This is a genomic window from Poseidonibacter parvus, assembly GCF_001956695.1.
Classification (GTDB): domain Bacteria; phylum Campylobacterota; class Campylobacteria; order Campylobacterales; family Arcobacteraceae; genus Poseidonibacter; species Poseidonibacter parvus.
In genome coordinates, this window is sequence record NZ_CP019070.1 from 377,144 (window position 1) to 396,702 (window position 19,559).

Here is a 19,559-nt window from a genome sequence, read left to right on the forward strand (position 1 = left end):
TTGGTTAGTTTTAATTTCATATAATTACAGTCAAAATTAAAGGATAGGTATTGAAAAAAGATTTCATAGTAAGTAATAAAATTGATATGTCAGCATATACTCAAGCTTTAAAGCTAATTGAGGAAAGCAGATATATTCTTATAATTACTCACGTAAATCCAGATCCTGATACTATCTCTTCAGCTCTTGCACTTTCAAATTTATTTCATGAAAATAAGATAAAACACAAAGTGTTTAATATAAGTTCTGATTTACCAAATAATTTAAATTTCTTACATAGGTTTGATAAAATTACAGACCAATTGCCAAAGTTTTTTGATTTGGCAATTTCTGTAGATTGTGGAACATATCCAAGGCTTGGATTTAAATTAGATGAGAATATTCCACTTATTAATTTTGATCATCACAAGTCAAACAATAATTTTGGAACTATAAATATTGTAGACCCAATGAAAAGCTCAACAGCAGAAATTGTATATGACTTTTTTAAGCATAATGGTTTATATATTACAAAAGAATCAGCAACTGCACTTTATGTAGGAATTTATGATGATTCACTAGCTTTTTCACTTAGTAGATGTGATGAATTAACATTTGATAAGGTGAACTTTTTAGTTCAATGTGGAGCAAGTCCTTCTACAATTGCAAATAAACTTTTAAGAAGAGACTCACTTGCAAAATATAGAATAATACCCAAAGTACTCGATAGCCTAGAATTATTTAAAGAAGGTGAAGTTGCAAGTATTATTGCAAAAAAAGAGTGGTTTGAAGAAACTGGAGCACACACAAGAGATTGTGAAGATGCCTTAGATATGATAATGAGTATAGCAGTTGTAAGAGTAGCTGCTTATGTAAGAATTGTTAATAATAGAGCAAGATTATCTTTAAGATCAAAAGGTAATATTGATGTATCAAAAATAGCAGGACATTTTGGTGGTGGTGGACACTTTAATGCAGCTGGTTGTAGTATTGATACAGATGATGTAAATGAAGCAAAACAATTAGTTTTAAAGGAAATTTTTGAGTTATACAAATAGAAGAAAAAATAATAAAGCGAAGATGGCATTAGTATATATTATTATTGCAATAATTATAGGATTAGGTGCATTTGTATTTCTATCACCTACTTTTGAAAAAAATAGTCCTAAAATCTCATTAGAAAATGAAATATTTTGGAATTTAAAATCACCTTTAAAAGTTAATTTTACAGATGACAATGAAATTGCTTCTTATGTTATTACATATTTTGATGATAATAATGAAATCAAATTAGATACTAAGAAACTAAATGTTTCAAAAGGTTCAATTGATTTAGATATTATTGCTCCAAAAATTGATTTATCAACTAAAACACAAAATGCAATGTTAAAAATTGAAGTTTCAGATACAAGTAAATGGAATTTCTTTATGGGAAATAAAGCTACTAAAGATATTAAAATCAAAGTAGATAAAAAAAGACCAATTGCAAATGTATTAAGTAACTCATACTTAATCAATCAAGGTGGAAGTGCTGCTGTTGTTGTTGAAGTTAAAGATGAAAATTTAGAAGATTTTTATATCTCTTTTAATAATGAAGAGAGATTTGAATTATTTCCTTTTTATAAAGATAATTTTTATATAGCAATTATTGCATGGCCAATTGAAATAAAAGAATTTAAAAGAGTTAATTTAGTTGCTATAGATAAAGCTAGAAATAAAACAGTAACAAAAATACCTTTATATATTAAAGAGTTAAAAGTAAAAATTGATAATTTAAAGATTTCTGATAGATTTATTGATAAAGTTAGTAAAAATGTACTTACAAAAAGTGGTTTTGATATTCCAAGTAGTCAAGCAGAAACATTTGTTAAAGCTAACAAAGATTTAAGAAAAAGAAACGTAGATACAATAAAAAGTGTATCTAGAAATAATATGAATAAAGACAAAGTTACAAAATTTGATATTAAAGCTTTTAAACAATTACCATCATCAATGACTTTTGCAGGTTATGGTGAAAGACGACACTATACATATGAAGGTAAAAAAATTGATGAAGCTTGGCATTTAGGTATGGATTGGGCTAGTGTTAAAAAAGCAAAAATATTTACTACAAATGCTGGAAAAGTTATCTTTAAAGATTATTTAGGAATTTATGGTGATTCAATTATTATTGACCATAAATTTGGATTAGGTACTTTATATGCACATACAAGTAGATCAGTTGTAGAAGTAAATGATGAAGTAAAAGCAGGTGCTTATATTGCAAATACAGGATCAAGTGGGGCTGTATTTGGTGATCATTTACATTTTGGTGTATTGGTTCAAGGAATAGAAGTTAATCCTACAGAATGGCTTAGTAGATATTGGGTTAGAGAAAATATTACTAAAGTTATTGATAATGCAAAGAAAGCGATTGAAAGCAAATGAAACAAAGAACAATAGCAAAATCAGTTGAAATAGTAGGAATCGGTCTTCACAAAGGCGTTCCTGTAAAAATGAAACTTGAACCTTTAGAAGAAGATGCTGGAATAATTTTTTATAGAGTTGATGCAGGAATTACAATACCTTTATGTATTGAAAATGTTGTAGATACAAAAATGGCAACTGTAATTGGAAAAGATGGAATTGTAATTTCTACAATTGAGCATTTATTATCAGCTGTTTATGCTTATGGAATTGATAACTTACGAGTAGTAATTGACAATGATGAAGTTCCTGTTTTAGATGGAAGTTCTTCTGGTTATTGTATGCTAATTGAAGAAGCTGGTATTAAAGAATTAAATAAAAGTAAAAAAGCTATAAAAGTAAAAAAAGAAGTTGAAATTACAACTGAAGATGGGAAAAGAGTTACATTAAAACCATCAAATAGAATTATTTATGATTTCCAAATAGCTTTTGATCATCCTTCTATTGGTGAACAAAATTTCCATTTTGATTACTCTATTAATGAATATAAAGAGAATATTTCAAGAGCTAGAACTTTTGGTTTTTTACATGAAGTTCAATATTTAAGATCTATTGGCTTAGCTCAAGGTGGATCTATGGAAAATGCTATTGTTTTAGACCAATCAAAAGTTTTAAATCCTGAAGGTTTAAGATTTGATGATGAGTTTGTAAGACATAAAATACTTGATGCAATTGGTGATATGGCACTATTAGGTTATACAATGGTTGGAGAGTATGATGCAGTTGCAGGAAGTCATCACTTAAATCATTTATTAACTAAAGAGCTTTATAAAGATGCTTCAAATTATGAAATTATTGATCTAGAAGAAGCAAGCGAAGAAGCTGAAGTATTTGAATTAGCATATTCAAAAGTAGAAGTATAGGAATATTATTTGATAGAAGTTTTAGTTATTAGTATTTCAAATCCTATATTAATTGGTCTTTATGAGAATAAACAATTAATAAAAGAGTATAAATTAGAAGGTAAAACTTCTGATTTACTTCCTTCTTTATTTGAAAATATTTTAAAAGAGTTTGATATAAAAAGAATAAACTATGTTAATTCACCTGGCTCTTATATGGCAATTAAAGTTGCTTATATATTTTTAAAAACTATTAGTATTACAAAAAATATAGAGTTTCAAGCTTGTAATGGTTTTGAATTTAATGAGAATTCTCCAATAAAAGCTTTAGGAAAAAAATACTTTAAACAAGATGAAAATGGTATTAAAGTTGACTTTTTAGAAAAAGACGATATAATTCGCGACTTTAAATTACCTAATAATATAGATAAAATAAATTTTAATAAACAAACACTGCCAATTTATAATTTACCAGCTGTTTAAGAAGGAAATAGATGAAAATAAGCGTTCCAGCAACTAGTGCTAACTTGGGACCTGGTTTTGATTCACTAGGACTTGCAATTGCAATGAAAAACCAAGTAATAATCAGACCATCAAAATTTCATAGTGTGTCATTAAAAGGTGAGGGTGCTAATAACCCAGCTTTAAAAGATAATAATATGTTTATCTCAATTTTTAATGATTTCTATCATAATCTAGCTGTAAAAAAAAGACATTATAGATTTGAATTCTATAATGAGATTCCATTATCACGTGGTTTAGGAAGTTCATCTGCAGTAATCGTATCTGCAATTGCATCTGCATATGCTATTGAAGGAATAAAGTTAGAGAAAAGTAAACTATTAAATTTAGCACTTGCTTATGAAAATCATCCTGACAATATAACACCTGCTGTTATGGGTGGATTTAACGTAGCAACTGTGCAAGAAAATGAAGTAAAATTCATAAATAAATCTATACCAAATATATTAAGAGCTGTTGTTGTTATTCCAAATAGACCAATTTCAACACAGTTATCTAGAAAATCACTTCCTTTTAAATATTCAAAAGAGGATGCTGTGTTTAATATTTCTCATTCATCACTATTAACAGCTGCTTTTATGAGTGAAGATTGGAGAATGCTTAGAACTGCTTCATTAGATAAAGTTCATCAAAAGTACAGAATGAAACAAATGCCAGAATTATTTGATGTTCAAAAAACATCATTAAGATCAGGTTCATTAATGAGTACACTTTCAGGTTCAGGTTCTACACTTTTTTCTATTTGTTTTTCAGAAGATGCAAAGAAAATAGAAAAAGCACTTAAGACTAAATTCCCACATTTCAAAGTTTTCACATGTGACTTTGATAACAGTGGTGTTCGTATAGAAATTTAAGTTTTTTTGATATTAAGTATATTTTAGGTATAATCATTGGCTAAATTGAAAACGACACTTCGAACATGTATTGTTTGTAGAAATAAAAACGAACAAAAAGAGCTTTTTAGATTAAAATGTGAAGATAAAAAACTTGTATCATATAACAACTATGGTAGAAGTTTTTATATCTGTAGGGATTGTATTAATTTATTACAATCAGATATTAATCAAAAAACCTATAAAAAGATAGAAAAATCACTTTTTAGAGAGTGTAAAAATAAAGATAAGTATGTTGAACAACTTAAGGAGATGCTAACAGATGTCAGATAAAGTAAGAGTTTATGAAATTGCAGAAGAGGCGGGAGCTAGTAGCTCAGATGTAATTGCAAAAGCTAAAGATTTAAATATAGAACTTAAATCACCACAAAGCGCGGTATCATTCGAGGATGCTGAGGAAATTGCAAATTATATAATGACTGGAAAAAGTTCTAAACTTCCAGCTAAAGCACCAGTTAAAGCTAAAAAAGCTGCAGTTAAAAAAGTAGAAGAAAAGAAAGAAGAACCAGCTGCTGTAAAAGTAGAAGAGAAAGTAAAAGTCGAAGAAAAAAAAGAAGTTGTTAAAAAACCTGCAATCTCTAAACCTAAGTCTGTAGATACTCCAGCATCTAAAACAGAAAAAATCGAAGAAGTTAAAAAAGCACCTGAAGCAAAAGAAGAAGTTGCTAAAAAAACAGAAGATAAAGATTCTGAAGCACCAGTTATTAAAAAAATAATCCCTAAAAGAAGAGGGCTTAAAATTGTTAAAAAGAAAAAGCCAAAAGTTGAAGAAGCTCCAAAAGTAGAATTTAATACTCCAGCTGCTGGAACTCCTAAAAAACAAATGAAATCTCTTAGTGAAATTTTAGGTAATAACTCTGAAGATAAAAAAGATCCTACAGAACAAAAAGTTAAATCTAAAAAAGATAAAAAGAAAACTAATGTAAGAGCACAAGACCACGGTAGAAAACTTGAAGTTCAAAGAGAATCATCTAATGATTTCAATTCAACTTCAACAGATTCTTTACTTGGTGAAGAAGTATTCTTACTTGATTTAGGTTTAGCAGATAAATCAAAATTATTAGAAGAGACAAAACCTCAAAACCAAAATAAGCAATCTAGATCATCTAGACCAGCTGCATTTGGAAATAGACCTCAAGGTTTAAAAAGAGGTAAGAGAAAGAAAAGATTTAAAAGAACAGAAGAAGAAATTGAGATAACTGAAGTTACAATTCCTGAAGAGTGTAGAGTATATGAATTTGCAGAAGCTTGTGGAAAATCTGCATCTGATGTAATTTCTGTATTATTTGGTTTAGGAATGCTTGTTACTAAAAATGACTTCTTAAAACAAGACGAATTAGAAATTCTTGGTGAAGAGTTCGGAATTGAAGTAACTGTTAAAGATGCTTTAGAAGATGTTAATTATGTTGATGATTATCATGAAGAAGATATTGATGATTCAAATTTTGTAACAAGACCTCCTGTTGTTACAATTATGGGACACGTTGATCATGGTAAGACTTCTTTATTAGACAAAATTAGATCTGCAAAAGTAGCTAAAGGTGAAGCTGGTGGAATTACTCAACATATTTCTGCATATACAGTTGATCAAAATGGTCAAAAAATTACATTCGTAGATACTCCAGGACATGCAGCGTTTTCTGAAATGAGATCAAGAGGTACTGAAATTACTGATGTTATTATTATTGTTGTTGCTGGAGATGATGGTGTTAAACCACAAACTGAAGAAGTAATTTCACATGCAAAAGCATCTGGATGTCCAATTATTGTTGCTGTTAACAAAATGGATAAAGAATCTGCAAATATGGATATGGTAAAAGCACAAATGGCTGAGAGAGAAATGACTCCAGTTGATTGGGGTGGAGATGTTGAATTTATTGGAGTATCTGCTCATACAGGTATGGGAATAGATGACTTATTAGAAAATATCTTACTTCAATCAGAAGTTCTTGAACTTAAAGCAGATCCAAGTGCAAAAGCAAAAGGTGCAGTTGTTGAGTCTTTACTTGAAAAAGGTAGAGGACCAGTTGCAACTATTATTGTTCAAAATGGTACATTAAAAGTTGGTGATAATATTGTTTGTGATACTACTTATGGTAGAGTAAAAGCAATTACAAATGACCAAGGAAAACCAGTAAAACAATTAGGACTTTCTGAAACAGGTAATGTTTTAGGATTAAATGAAGTTCCTGTTTCTGGTGCTGTTATGGTTGCTCAAGATTCTGATAAAGAAGCTAGAGAAATTGCAACAACAAGAGCTGAACATGCACGTGCTAAAGAGTTATCAAAATCTACTAAAGTATCTTTAGAAGAAATGAGTGGATTAATTGCTGAAGGTAAAATCAAACAACTTCCAGTAATTATTAAAACTGATGTTGGTGGTTCATTAGAAGCTATTAAAGGTTCATTAGAAAAAATTGCAAATGAAGAAGTAAAAGTTAAAGTTCTTCATGCAGGTGTTGGTGGAATTACTGAATCTGATTTAGTATTAGCAAATGCATCTGAGGGTTGTATTATTTTAGGATTTAACGTAAGACCTACAGGTTCTGTTAAACAAAAAGCTAAAGCTGATGGTGTAACTATTAATACATATACAATTATTTATGATTTAATTGATGATGTTAAAGATGCCTTATCTGGTATGATGAGTGCTGTAATTAGAGAAGAAAATACAGGTCAAGCAGAAGTAAGAGATACATTCGTTGTTCCAAAAATTGGAACAGTTGCAGGATGTTTAGTAACTGATGGTAAAGTAATCAGAGGTGGTCATGCTAGAATCATTAGAGATGGTGTTGTTACTTATACAGGTAAAATTTCATCATTAAAAAGATTTAAAGATGATGCTAAAGAAGTTGCTAATGGTTATGAGTGTGGTATTATGTTCGATAAATTCAATGATATTAAAGTTGGAGATTTCATCGAAACATTTATTCAAATTGAAGAAAAAGTATCGATTGACGACTAATTATGAAAAGTGTTAATTTACAAAGAACTGAATCATTATTAATGGAATTAATTCCAGAAGCATTATCTACTTTAGGTGATGCTCGAATTAATACACTTGCTATTACACATGTAAACTGTAAAAATGGAAAATATGATGCCTTAGTTTATTTTGATGGTTCTGATTATGAAAAAAAAGAAATAACTCAAATGATTTCATTATTAAATAAAGCAAATGGAAGATTGAAATCACATATATTAGCTAGTACTGGTTGGTATAAATGTCCAGATTTTAAATTTTTAAATGATACTGCTTTAGAACAATCAAGAAATATTGAGTCATTATTTGCTCAAATAAATAAATCAAAAAGTGATAAAGAATGAATTTAGAAGAATCTATAAAATTAGCAGTTGAAAGTTTAGGTGTTGAACTTTATGATATTACAACTGCAAGAGAACATGATGATAATATTTATAGAGTTTCTATCACAGCTGTTGGTGGTGTAAACTTAGATAAATGTGCTGAAGTTTCAAGAATGATATCTCCTATTTTAGATTTAGATGAGCCTTTAGGCGGTAAATACAAGTTAGAAGTAAGCTCTCCTGGAATTGAAAGAAGACTTAAATCTAAGCAACATTTTGCTGCTTCTGTTGGTGAAAATGTAAAAGTAAAAGATATTTCAACTGAAACTTTTAAAGGGAAACTTTTAAGTAGCGATGATGAAAAAATTACTATTGAAACAGAATTTGGTGTTGAAGAAATAGAACATGCTTCTGTTTTATCTGCATCTACTTATTTTGAATGGTAAATTAAAATATAAATAATATCAAAAAAAGGGAGTTGATTTTCAACTTCCTTTTTTTTTAATAAAAATTTAATATAAGAGAATAAAATATGAAAATAAATAATGATTTTTTTATGAATCTAGCTATTAATGAAGCTTGGAAATATCAATTTTTAACATATCCAAATCCAGCTGTTGGATGTGTGGTTGTTAAAGGTGATAGTGAAATATTAGCTATTGAAGCACATAAAGAAGCTGGAATGCCACATGCAGAAGTTAATGCACTTAAAGCAGCTTTTTTAAAATACCATCCTAATGATGTATTAAAAACTCTTAATGATTCTTTTAAAATACATGAGTATCTAATCAAAAACCATAAGGGTTTTTTTAATGATTGTAAAGTATATGTTACCTTGGAACCCTGCAATCATATAGGAAAAACACCATCATGTGCAAACCTAATTAAAGAGTTAAAACCAAACAAAGTAATTATTGGACATGAAGATAGTAATAATGATGCAAAAGGTGGTATAGAAACGCTTAAACTTGCAGATATAGATATAGAACTTGATTGCTTAAAGAAAGAAGCCTATGAGCTTTTATATCCTTTTTTAAAGTGGAATAGTGGGACTTTTATTTTTTACAAAATGGCTCAAACATTAAACGGTAGTGTAGATGGAGCGATTTCTGCTAATCAAGCAAAAGCATATGTACATAGTTTAAGAGATAAGATTGATTTATTACTTATTGGCGGAAACACAGTAAGAACTGATAAACCGACTTTGGATGCAAGATATATAGCAGGTCGAGCACCTAATGTAATGATTTATAGTAAAAATAAAATCTTTGATAGAAAAATACCTTTATTTCATATTCCTAATAGAGAAGTTGTTATTAGTGATGATTTATTTAAATTACTTGATCATAAATTTATTATGGTTGAGGGTACTTATACTTTATTAGATACTTTAAAAGAAAAACTAGATTATATTTTATTAATAGTTAATCCTAAAATTAGAAAAGGCAGTAATGCTTTAAATGATTTAGATATTGATTTTGAAATAGTTCATGAGAATTATATTGGTGAAGAAAAGCTGGTTTTTTTAAAGAGAAAAAGCTAGGCATAAAAAAAGGCTATATCATATTGATATAGCCTTTTTAGCAGAAGGAAAGTTAATTACTTAACTTTTTCTACATACTCACCAGTTTTTGTGTCACATTTAATAATGTCACCTTCAACTAAGTGGAAAGGAATTTGTACAACTGCACCACATTCTAAAGTAGCAGGTTTTCTACCACCTTGAGAATCACCTTTAAAGTTTGGTGGAGTTTCTACAATTTTCATTTCAACAGTAGCAGGTGGTTCAACTGTAATTGCCTCACCTTTGAAAAACATCATATCAACATTCATTCCGTCAATAATCCATTTTTCAGTATCACCTACTTGCTCATAAGTTAAACCTATTTGCTCATAAGTATTTGTATCCATAAATTGTAACATTTCACCATCGTCATATAAAAACTGCATAGTTTTTTGTTCTAAATCAGGGATTTCAAATTTATCACCTGCATGAAATGTTTTTTCAATAGTTTTAGCATTTAAAAAGTTTTTGATTTTACATCTTACGAATGCTGCACCTTTACCTGGTTTAACATGTGCGTAATCTGTAATTCTATATGGAATTCCATCCACTTCAATCTTCATACCTTTTTTTAAATCACTCATTCCTAAAGCCATAGTCTCTCCTTAAATTTGCGCATAAGAAACAGATCTTGCTGCTTCTAAGCTGTTTAATTCTTTTAATGTATTTGCACAAACTTTTTCATCAACAAGAATAACAGCTAATGCACCGTCTTTTCCTCTTGATAATCTAAAGTCAGCAATATTAATATTATTATCACCAAGAAGTCTTCCAACTTCTCCAATAACACCAGGGATGTCATTGTTTCTCATAATAATCATTTTACCCTTAGGTTCAATATCAAATACAAAATCATTAATTTCAACTATTCTTTGAACATTTTCATCAAAAACAGTACCTGAAATAGATGTAGTACCTTTTTCAGTAGTGATTTTTACAGTAACTTTATTACTATAACCACTTGTATTATTAGCCATTACATTAGAATCAATTGTGATTCCTTTTTCTTCAGCCCAGAATTTAGCATTTACATAATTTACTTCATCACCTGAAGAAACAGTTAATGCTCCAACAGTTGCAAAAGTATTTAATGAGTCTAAGTATTCTGCAATTTCACCACGTGCGCATACAGAAATAGATCTGATTGCTGATTTATCAATTTGAGCAGAAAGGAAAGCCATTTTTTGAGTTAACTCAATATATGGTTTTACAAATGAAGGAATTTTACTTTCGTCAATTGGTAAATTTAAAGCATTTGGATATGCAATTCCACGTGCTGATTCAATTGCATTCTCAGCAGCTTGAATAGCAATTTGCTTTTGTGATTCTTTTGTATTTGCACCTAAGTGTGCAGTTACTGTTACATTTGGTAAATCTAATAAAGGATGATCAATTGCAGGTTCTTTGATAAATACATCAATTCCACCCATTGCAATTTTTCCAGATTTAAGATTGTTATATAATGCATCTTCGTTATATAAACCACCTCTAGCACAGTTAATTAAAACTACACCATCTTTCATTTTAGCAATTTCTTCTTCACCAATCATGTCTAATGTTTCTTGATTTTTAGGAGTGTGAATTGTAATAATATCACAATCTAAAATATCTTGAAAATTATTTGTATAGTTAATACCTAAATCAGTCGCTTTTGTTGAAGGAATATAAGGGTCGTATGTTACTACTTCCATTTCAAATGATTTAGCTCTTAATGCAACTCTATGTCCTATGTTACCGAAACCAATAACACCTAATTTTTTACCGAATAATTCATTACCATACCAATCTTCTCTTTTCCAGATTCTATCTTGTTTAAGTTGATTGTGTGCATATGGAAATTTTCTCATACACGATAGCATATGAGCCATTGTTAATTCTACTGCTGCAATTGTATTTGCTGTTGGAACGTTCATAGCAATGATTCCTCTTTTGCTACAACCTTCCATATCAACATTATCATATCCAACACCAGCTCTAATAATAGCTTTTAGATTAACAGCTGCAGTTAAAAACTTTTCATCAACATCAGTTGATGATCTAGTAATTGCTACGTCTGCATCTTTAATTACATTTAAAAGTTCAGTTTTATCAATATCTGCTGCATATACATAATTTACGTCTTCAGTATTTTGTAAAATATTTAATCCGTCTTCATGTATATGGTCACAAACTACGATTGTGTGTTTACTCATTTTAAATTAATCCTATTATATTATTTAATTTGATCTTTTAATAAATCACCTAAAGTCATAGATGAAGTATCATTTACAGATTTTAAAACTTCTCTTTCTTGTTGTTGCTCTAATCTTTTAACTGATAATCTAACTCTATTTCTTTTAGTATCAATATTTACAACAACCGCTTCAATCTCGTCACCAGCTTTGATTTCTTCAATTACTAATGGCTCAACATCTTCATTTCTAATAAGACCATCTAAGTTATCTTCTAATTTAATGAATACACCGAAGTCTTTTGCATCTTTAACAGTTCCTTTAACGATATCACCAATTTTATGAGTTTCTTGGAATCTTTTTGCAGGAGAGTCAGCAATTTCTTTAACTGATAATGAAATATTTTCTTTTTCTCTATCAATTTTGATAATTTTAACTTCAACTTCGTCACCTTTTTTATATAAGGCTTTACATTTTGCATTAGTTTCCCATGAAGATTCTTCATTGTGTAATAAACCATCAACATCACCAATAGTAACAAATGCACCAAAGTCAGTTAATGTAGCAATTTTACCAGTGATTACATCACCAACATTATGCTCTTTTGTAAATTTAGCAAAAGGTTTTTCTTGTAGGTTCTTTAAAGATACTCTTAATCTTTTTGCATCTACATTTAATTCGATAACTTCAACGTTAACTTCTTCACCTAAAGTTAATAATTCTTTTGGGTTTTTAACGTTTTTATTCCATGAAATTTCAGAAATATGTAATAAACCTTCAATATCATTTCCTAAATCAACAAATGCACCATAAGATTCAAAGTTAGAAATTGTAACAGTAATTGTATCACCAACTTCTAATTCGTCTTTAATTTCTTCCCAAGGGTTAGAAAGTGCAGCTTTAATTGATAATGATAAATGTTGTTTTGCTTTATCATAAGATAATACAACTACAGTAACTTCGTCACCTTCATTGTAGTAATTAGCAGGATTTACAGGACCTTTGTATGAGATTTCATTGTAATTAACTAAACCGTCAATTCCATCTAAATCTACAAACATTCCGTAAGAAGTAATTTTTTTAATTGTACCATTTACTGGTTCATTTTTTTCTAAGATATCAGCAACTCTAGAATCTTTAATTGCTTTACCTTCTTCAATTAATTTCTTTCTAGAAACAATAATTGAATTTTGAGCTTCGTTTACTTTTAAAACTTTAGCTTTAACTTTTTTACCAACTGCTCCAATTGCTTTTAAGTAAGACTGAGCCATAGGCATGAAGTATTCACAACCTTCTTCGTCTTCAATAATAAATCCACCTCTTTGTTTAACAGAAATGATTTTACCTTCAATTGTTACATTTTCAACATCTTCACCATGTAATTTAACAAAAGCGTCAAATTTTTCTTTTTGAAGAACTTTTTTATGTGAAATATTAGGTCTTTCCCCTCTACTTCCCATTAACATTACAGGGATTGTATCACCCTCTTTGAATTTTACTTCACCATTAATTGTTATTTCAGATACATAAATCTGACCTTCAACTTTTTGACCTACATCAACAAGAACTCTGTCACCAGAGATTTCAACAATTACACCATCAACTACAGAGTTATTCTCAGCATTCTCAAAAGACTCGTTAAGCATTTGCTCAAAATCAAAATCTTCACCTAAATCAATATCTTCGATACCCATTTTATTCCTTCATATTTACCGTTTTTATTTAATGCACGATTATACAAAAAGAATACTTAAACTATTTAATGGCAAGCTTCTATAGTATTTACTACTTGTTGTATAATCCAATCAGGAGTCGATGCACCCGCTGTTATACCACAAAGAGTTTTATTTTTAAACCACTCTTTATCTATTTCTTTTTCATTTTCAATAAGGTAAGAATCTTGACAATTCTCTTTACAAATAGAATGAAGTTGTTTTGTATTTGAAGAGTTTTTCCCTCCAATTACAACCATAACATCAACTTCATTTGATAGCTCTCTTGCTGCATCTTGATTCTCAAAAGTAGCATCACAAATGGTATTAAAAACTCTTACTTCTTTGTTTTTTAAAATCAAAGTGTTTACAATTTCAAGATATTTTTCTTTCTTTTTTGTTGTTTGTGCTACTGTTGCAATTTTGTTATATTTGAAATTTACTTTTTCTAAATCAGATGGTTCTAATACAATATGTACATCTTCTTGGTCTTCACCATAAGATTGCACACCTTTTACTTCTGGGTGATCTGAATCTCCAAAAATAAGTATTGAGTACTCTTCTTTTGACATTTTTTTTACAATTTGTTGTGGAGTTGTTACAAAAGGGCAGGTTGCATTTATTACTTTTGCATTTTGTGCTTTTAGATTTTTTAAGTCATTTTTTGGAATACCATGTGTTCTGATTATTACAGTATCATCATCTTTAACTTCTTTTAAATCTTTATAAAGTCCTACATTAAAATCATTTTGTAATCTATTTATTTCATCTTGATTATGTATTAATGGACCCATTGTTGATGAGTTTTTATACTCTTCTGCTATTTTTATAGCTCTTTTAACGCCAAAACAAAATCCATAATTTGAAGCTAATTTTACTTTCATCTTTTCATCCTTAAAAATTGTCCCAATTTCTAAGGGACCTGTTATTTAATGACTTCTTTTAACAATGGAAATAAATTCCATTTAAAGAAGCAAACCCTAAAGAGAACAACGAGTTGTTCTTAATATAAAGAGTCTAAAATCTCTTTAAAATTTGGAAATGATGTATCAATACATTGTGTATCTTCAATTTCCATATCGCTATTCAATCCAGCTATTGCAAAACTCATTGCAATTCTGTGATCGCCACAAGATGTAATAGTAGCTTTAGTAATTCTTCCACCATTAATTTCATAACCATCTTCATGCTCAATATAATCAACACCACAAAGTTTTAAGTTACCTACTACAGCGGAAATTCTATCAGATTCTTTAACTCTTAACTCTTTAGCATTAGAAACTGTTGATTTGCCTTTTGCTAAACTCATTGCTATTGAAAGTGCTGGAAGTTCATCTATTAGCCATGAAATATTTTCATTAACATCAACTGCATTTAATTCATTATTAATTACTTCAATATCACCAATTGGTTCATAAACATTTTCTTTTTCAATAAAATTAACAGTAACACCCATTCTTTTTAAAACATGGTATGCTTCAATTCTTGTTGGGTTTAGTGTAACATTTTTAATTAATACACGAGAGTTTTTTGTAATAGCAGCTGCTAGGGCAAAAAAGAAAGCAGATGAAGGGTCCGTTGGAACTGTTATATTTAAAGGCTTTAAATTTCCTTCTAATGGATGAATATTAATAAACCCATCTTCATCTGTGTGAAGTTTTGCACTCATACCTTTTAGCATTCTTTCTGTATGGTCACGTGTTAATTCATTTTCTTTATATTTACAAACTCCACTTGCTCTTAAAGCAGCAAGAATCATTGCCGATTTTACTTGTGCTGAATCAACTGGTGAATGGTATGTAAAAGGAGTTAATTCTTTTACTCCTCGTATAAATAAAGGAGCTTTATTTCCTTCTTCTCTTCCATCTATTTGTGCACCAATAGATCTTAAAGGATTAGCAACTCTTTTCATAGGTCTATTCATTAGATATTTATCACCAACTAATGTAAAAGCTCCATCAACAGAAGCTAATAAACCACAAAAAAGTCTCATTGCTGTTCCTGAGTTTCCACAATCTAAAACATCATTTGGTTCACTTAATTTTGAAGTTGGTGTAATTTCTACACTTGAACCATCTCTTTTAATCGTGGCACCTAACTGCTCAACAATACTTAATGTATTCAATGTATCTTCTGCAGTTAAAAAGTTTTTGATATATGATGTTTCATTAGAAAAAAGTGAAAACATTGCACATCTATGAGATATTGATTTGTCACTTGCAATTGAATCTATTTCAATATTAAATGCTTTGTCTAATTTCTTTATACTAAATTTTTCCACTTTTTTGCCTTTAATTTTTAATCTTTTTTTATTGTCTTAAACCAATTGATAATTTTGCTTCTAATGCTTCTAAAATATTGTTCATTGAAGTTGTAATATCTTCTTCTTCCATTGTTTTTTCATCGTTTTGTAAAACAAATCTGATTGTTAAACTCTCATCTTCACCTAAACTTTCATCACTATATACATCAATTAAATTATATTGTTTTATATTAGTATCGTTTAAAGAATTAATTACATTTTTAATTTCTCTATATTCTAAAGTTTTCGGAGCAATAATACTTAAATCTTTTTTAGATGCTTGGAATTTAGAATATCCTACAGTTTTAACTAAATCGTTTTTAATTAAATCAAAATTGATTTCTGAAATAAATGTATCTGATAAATCATAATCTTCACACACACTTGGATGAACTTTTGAAATAAAACCTATAATTTCACCATCAACAATTACATTTGCATTTTGGTATGGATGAATGAAGTCATTTTCAATTTTAGTCATAGGTTCTAAATCGAATTTTCCAATTGTATTTAAAATCTTTTTTGCAAATGAGAATAAACTTGCATTTTCAGGTTTTCCTGCATTTGTTACATCTTCAAGTTCGCAAGCTCCTGTTTGAATAAATGAAATTCTTTTTGATTCATTTCTTTCTATATCAAAAACTGTTCCAATTTCAAAAAATGAAGTTGATTTTGCGCCAATTTTATAATTGTTTGCACAAGCTTCTAATAAATTTAAAACAATTGTTGTTCTATATGTATTTAACTCTTTTACAATTGGATTTAAAACATCTAATTCTTCTTTTACAAGAGGAAATGAATATTTTTCTAAACTTTCTCTTGAAGAGAAAACATAAGTTAATGTTTCATTAAAACCATTTTCACAAGCTTTTGCTCTTAATTTATTTTTTTTGATTAAATCACTTGTAGTATGATTAATTCTATTTACTTCATCAATTGCTAAAGGTTTTGCTTGAATGTTATCAATTCCAACAATTCTTACAATCTCTTCAGTAACATCCGCAATATTTTTAATATCATGTCTAAAGAACGGTATTTTTACACTTATAATGTCATTTAATGCATTTTTAACTTCAAACCCTAATGAGCTTAAAATTCTTTCAACTTCTAAAGCAGGAATATCCTGACCTATAATTGAATTAACTTTATCCATTGTAAAATCAAGTGTTGCTTTTTGAGAATCTTCAATAAATGATTCATTCCCTTTATAGATTTTTGCACCATTTTGTGAAAGAAAAGTTGTTAAGAAATCAATTCCATAATTAATATCAGGTTCAGATCCTCTTGATGATTTGTAGTAAATCTCACCTGTTGTTACTTTTGTTTCAAACACTTGCATACAAAGCTTTTCAGGATTTAAATACGATGCTTCAATAATTAGTGTATTATCATCTGTATTAATTTTTTTATGCTCAACACAAATAGTACTTAAAGCTTCTTTCCCATAAACACAATCAAAAGCATTTTCATCTTTATTTATCTCTAATAAACTTAAAGCATTTTCATCTTTTGCTTGATTTTTTGCGTATGCATTTAATAGTACTCCCGTACAATGTGTTGCATATGTTATTGCATTTTTAATATCATTTTCTTCTTCATATTTACCAATAATTGATGTTCTTAATTTTGACATTAAATCTAGTTTATACTTTTCTAAATCTACAGCTTTGAATATTAAAGATGAATCAATATTATTTGCTTTTACACCTAATATTTGTCCAATTCCTAAGTCACTTTCATTAAGGTTTTTTTCAAAAGCATTCATTGGTATATTATAATAAGCGCTTAACTCACGAGCAACACCGTTTATACTTAAACAATCTCCTCTATTTGCAGTTAATTCAATTTCAATAATATCATCATTTAAAAGTGGATATTCATTTAGTTCTTTACCAATTACTAATTCACCAATAGAATTATCTAATTCTAAAATTCCATCATTTAATTTTGCAAGTCCTAATTCAGTTGAAGAACAAATCATTCCAATTGATTCAACACCTCTTAGTTTTGCTTTTTTGATTTTAAAGTCAGGTGATAATTTACATCCAACTGTTGCAACTGGTACAAATTGTCCAGCGTCTACATTTTTTGCTCCACATACTATTTGAACAGTTTCCGACCCAATATCAACTTGACAAATATTTAATTTATCAGCATCTGGATGCTTGATTTTTTCTAAAACTTTTCCAACTACTACTTTTGGTGCAATTGAAACTCTTTCTAGACTATCAACTTCTAATCCAATTGAGTTAAGTGTTTTACAAATATCATCTGTTGAGATATCTTTTATATCTATAAATTCTTGTATCCAAGTTCTTGTAATAATCATCTAAACTGTCCTAATAATCTTGTATCACTTTCAAATAGAGATCTTAAATCTCCAATATTATGAATTAACATAGCAAATCTTTCAACACCTAAACCAAATGCATATCCCGATTTATTCTCATAACCAACTGCTTTAAATACGTTTTGATCTACTACACCACAACCTAAAACTTCTAGCCATCCTGTATGTGAACAAACTCTACATCCATCACCTTTACAGAAGACACATGAAATATCAACTTCAGCAGAAGGTTCTGTAAATGGGAAAAATGATGGTCTAAATCTAACATCTACATCTCCAAACATATGTTGTAAAAATTCAACTAATACATGCTTTAAATTTGCGAATGAAACTTTTCCCGCATCATCTACAACTAAAGCTTCAATTTGGTGGAACATTGGAGTATGAGTGATATCAAAATCACGTCTAAATACAGTTCCAGGTGCTATCATTCTAATTGGAGTATTTTGATCTTGTTTTAACATTGTTCTAATTTGAACAGGAGATGTATGAGTTCTTAAAAGAGTATAATCTTTATTATAAAAAGTATCTTGCATATCCCTTGCAGGGTGATATTTAGGTAGATTTAATGCTTCAAAGTTATGAAAATCATCTTCTACTAAAGGTCCTTCTTCGACTGCAAAATTAAGATTTTGGAAGTAAGTGATAATTCTATTCATTGTTTCAACAACAGGGTGTGTTGCTCCACAAGATAGTTCATTATTAAATCTTGTTACATCGATTTTTTCACTTTGTAGTTTTATATTTAAAGCTTCTTTTTCTAAAATTACTTTTCTATCTTCAATAGCTGTAGTAACTTTTACTTTTTGTTCATTTAAGTTTTGAGCAAATGCTTTTTTCTCTTCATTTGGAATACTCTTCATTTTTGCAAACTCTAAAGTTAAAATACCTTTTTTACCTAGTGTTTCAATTCTAAGATTTTCTAACTCTTCAAGTGATGCTGCATTGCTAATATTTTGAATCAATTCTGTCACTTTATCTCCTGTTTTTTATGAATAATATTGGATTGTTTTAATTATTCTATTTCTATATTCTTGCGATTATACTTAAAGATTTATTAGAGTTTGGTTATAATTATTTACGATTCAAATTCAAGGAAAAGCAATGTGTATATTTTGTAAAATTGTAAAAGGTGAAATTCCAAATCAAACTATATTAGAAGATGATAACTTTTTAGCATTTAATGATATTAATCCAGCTAAAAAGATTCATGTTTTAATTATTCCAAAAGAACATTATGATTCTTTTGACGTAGTACCACCAAAAATTATGGCAAGTATGACAGAGTTTATTCATAAAGTAGCTGCAAAACTTGAAATTAGAAAGAGTGGTTATCGATTAATTACAAATATTGGAAGTGATGGTGGACAAGAAGTTTCTCATTTACATTTTCATTTATTAGGTGGAGAAAGTGTTGGTCGTTTAGTTAGAGATTAAATTTAAGTAGTTTTA

The 19,559-nt window shown here is 28.8% G+C and carries 18 protein-coding genes; 11 read left to right on the plus strand and 7 right to left on the minus strand.

The window, feature by feature from the left end; all coding sequences use genetic code 11:
- Positions 1 to 50: 50 nt before the first annotated feature.
- From LPB137_RS01885 to ribD, 10 genes are all read left to right on the plus strand, one after another.
- Positions 51 to 1,037, plus strand: coding sequence for a DHH family phosphoesterase (locus tag LPB137_RS01885; protein WP_076083636.1), 987 nt, complete (start codon positions 51 to 53; stop codon positions 1,035 to 1,037).
- Positions 1,021 to 2,406 carry a M23 family metallopeptidase gene (locus LPB137_RS01890; protein ID WP_076083639.1) on the plus strand — a complete coding sequence of 462 codons (1,386 nt, stop codon included), beginning with the start codon at positions 1,021 to 1,023 and terminating at the stop codon, positions 2,404 to 2,406. The genes LPB137_RS01885 and LPB137_RS01890 overlap by 17 nt, the downstream gene beginning before the upstream one ends.
- Complete coding sequence (lpxC, locus tag LPB137_RS01895; RefSeq protein ID WP_076083642.1) at positions 2,403 to 3,308, plus strand: UDP-3-O-acyl-N-acetylglucosamine deacetylase; 906 nt, start codon at positions 2,403 to 2,405, stop codon at positions 3,306 to 3,308. Before LPB137_RS01890 ends, lpxC begins: the two co-directional genes overlap by 4 nt.
- Positions 3,309 to 3,317: 9 nt before the next feature.
- Positions 3,318 to 3,770 (plus strand): hypothetical protein, encoded by a 453-nt coding sequence (locus LPB137_RS01900; protein WP_076083645.1) that lies wholly within the window; start codon positions 3,318 to 3,320, stop codon positions 3,768 to 3,770.
- A gap of 11 nt (positions 3,771 to 3,781) precedes the next feature.
- Positions 3,782 to 4,663, plus strand: a complete 882-nt coding sequence (gene thrB / locus LPB137_RS01905; RefSeq protein WP_076083648.1) for a homoserine kinase — start codon at positions 3,782 to 3,784, stop codon at positions 4,661 to 4,663.
- Between the two features lie 36 nt (positions 4,664 to 4,699).
- Positions 4,700 to 4,975: a DUF448 domain-containing protein gene (locus LPB137_RS01910; protein WP_076083651.1), complete on the plus strand. Its 276-nt coding sequence runs from the start codon at positions 4,700 to 4,702 to the stop codon at positions 4,973 to 4,975.
- Positions 4,965 to 7,667 carry a translation initiation factor IF-2 gene (gene infB / locus LPB137_RS01915; protein WP_076083654.1) on the plus strand — a complete coding sequence of 901 codons (2,703 nt, stop codon included), beginning with the start codon at positions 4,965 to 4,967 and terminating at the stop codon, positions 7,665 to 7,667. Before LPB137_RS01910 ends, infB begins: the two co-directional genes overlap by 11 nt.
- A gap of 2 nt (positions 7,668 to 7,669) precedes the next feature.
- Positions 7,670 to 8,029, plus strand: a complete 360-nt coding sequence (gene rbfA, locus LPB137_RS01920; RefSeq protein ID WP_076083657.1) for a 30S ribosome-binding factor RbfA — start codon at positions 7,670 to 7,672, stop codon at positions 8,027 to 8,029.
- Positions 8,026 to 8,454, plus strand: a complete 429-nt coding sequence (rimP, locus tag LPB137_RS01925; RefSeq protein WP_076083660.1) for a ribosome maturation factor RimP — start codon at positions 8,026 to 8,028, stop codon at positions 8,452 to 8,454. Before rbfA ends, rimP begins: the two co-directional genes overlap by 4 nt.
- A gap of 86 nt (positions 8,455 to 8,540) precedes the next feature.
- Positions 8,541 to 9,551: a bifunctional diaminohydroxyphosphoribosylaminopyrimidine deaminase/5-amino-6-(5-phosphoribosylamino)uracil reductase RibD gene (gene ribD, locus LPB137_RS01930; RefSeq protein ID WP_076083663.1), complete on the plus strand. Its 1,011-nt coding sequence runs from the start codon at positions 8,541 to 8,543 to the stop codon at positions 9,549 to 9,551.
- 56 nt (positions 9,552 to 9,607) lie between these two features.
- On the opposite strand, the gene efp is transcribed toward ribD, so the two are convergent.
- The 7 genes from efp to LPB137_RS01965 all read right to left on the minus strand — a co-directional run bounded on the left by efp (position 9,608) and on the right by LPB137_RS01965 (position 19,081).
- The gene (gene efp / locus LPB137_RS01935) at positions 9,608 to 10,168 is read right to left on the minus strand and encodes an elongation factor P (protein ID WP_076083666.1); all 561 of its coding nucleotides are present in this window, start codon (positions 10,166 to 10,168) and stop codon (positions 9,608 to 9,610) included.
- Between the two features lie 9 nt (positions 10,169 to 10,177).
- On the minus strand, positions 10,178 to 11,764 hold the full coding sequence (gene serA, locus LPB137_RS01940; protein ID WP_076083669.1) for a phosphoglycerate dehydrogenase: 1,587 nt from the start codon (positions 11,762 to 11,764) through the stop codon (positions 10,178 to 10,180).
- Between the two features lie 20 nt (positions 11,765 to 11,784).
- Complete coding sequence (locus LPB137_RS01945; RefSeq protein ID WP_076083672.1) at positions 11,785 to 13,437, minus strand: 30S ribosomal protein S1; 1,653 nt, start codon at positions 13,435 to 13,437, stop codon at positions 11,785 to 11,787.
- A 65-nt stretch (positions 13,438 to 13,502) separates the two neighbouring features.
- Positions 13,503 to 14,339: a 4-hydroxy-3-methylbut-2-enyl diphosphate reductase gene (locus tag LPB137_RS01950; protein WP_076083675.1), complete on the minus strand. Its 837-nt coding sequence runs from the start codon at positions 14,337 to 14,339 to the stop codon at positions 13,503 to 13,505.
- Positions 14,340 to 14,458: 119 nt separating this feature from the next.
- Positions 14,459 to 15,736, minus strand: coding sequence for a 3-phosphoshikimate 1-carboxyvinyltransferase (aroA, locus tag LPB137_RS01955; RefSeq protein ID WP_076083678.1), 1,278 nt, complete (start codon positions 15,734 to 15,736; stop codon positions 14,459 to 14,461).
- Between the two features lie 28 nt (positions 15,737 to 15,764).
- A complete protein-coding gene (gene pheT / locus LPB137_RS01960) occupies positions 15,765 to 18,086 on the minus strand; it encodes a phenylalanine--tRNA ligase subunit beta (RefSeq protein ID WP_076083681.1) in 2,322 nt (773 codons plus the stop codon).
- On the minus strand, positions 18,083 to 19,081 hold the full coding sequence (locus tag LPB137_RS01965) for a phenylalanine--tRNA ligase subunit alpha (protein WP_076083684.1): 999 nt from the start codon (positions 19,079 to 19,081) through the stop codon (positions 18,083 to 18,085). Before LPB137_RS01965 ends, pheT begins: the two co-directional genes overlap by 4 nt.
- 130 nt (positions 19,082 to 19,211) lie before the next feature.
- On the opposite strand from LPB137_RS01965, the gene LPB137_RS01970 reads away from it, so the two are divergent.
- Complete coding sequence (locus LPB137_RS01970; RefSeq protein WP_076083687.1) at positions 19,212 to 19,544, plus strand: histidine triad nucleotide-binding protein; 333 nt, start codon at positions 19,212 to 19,214, stop codon at positions 19,542 to 19,544.
- Positions 19,545 to 19,559 lie beyond the last annotated feature (15 nt).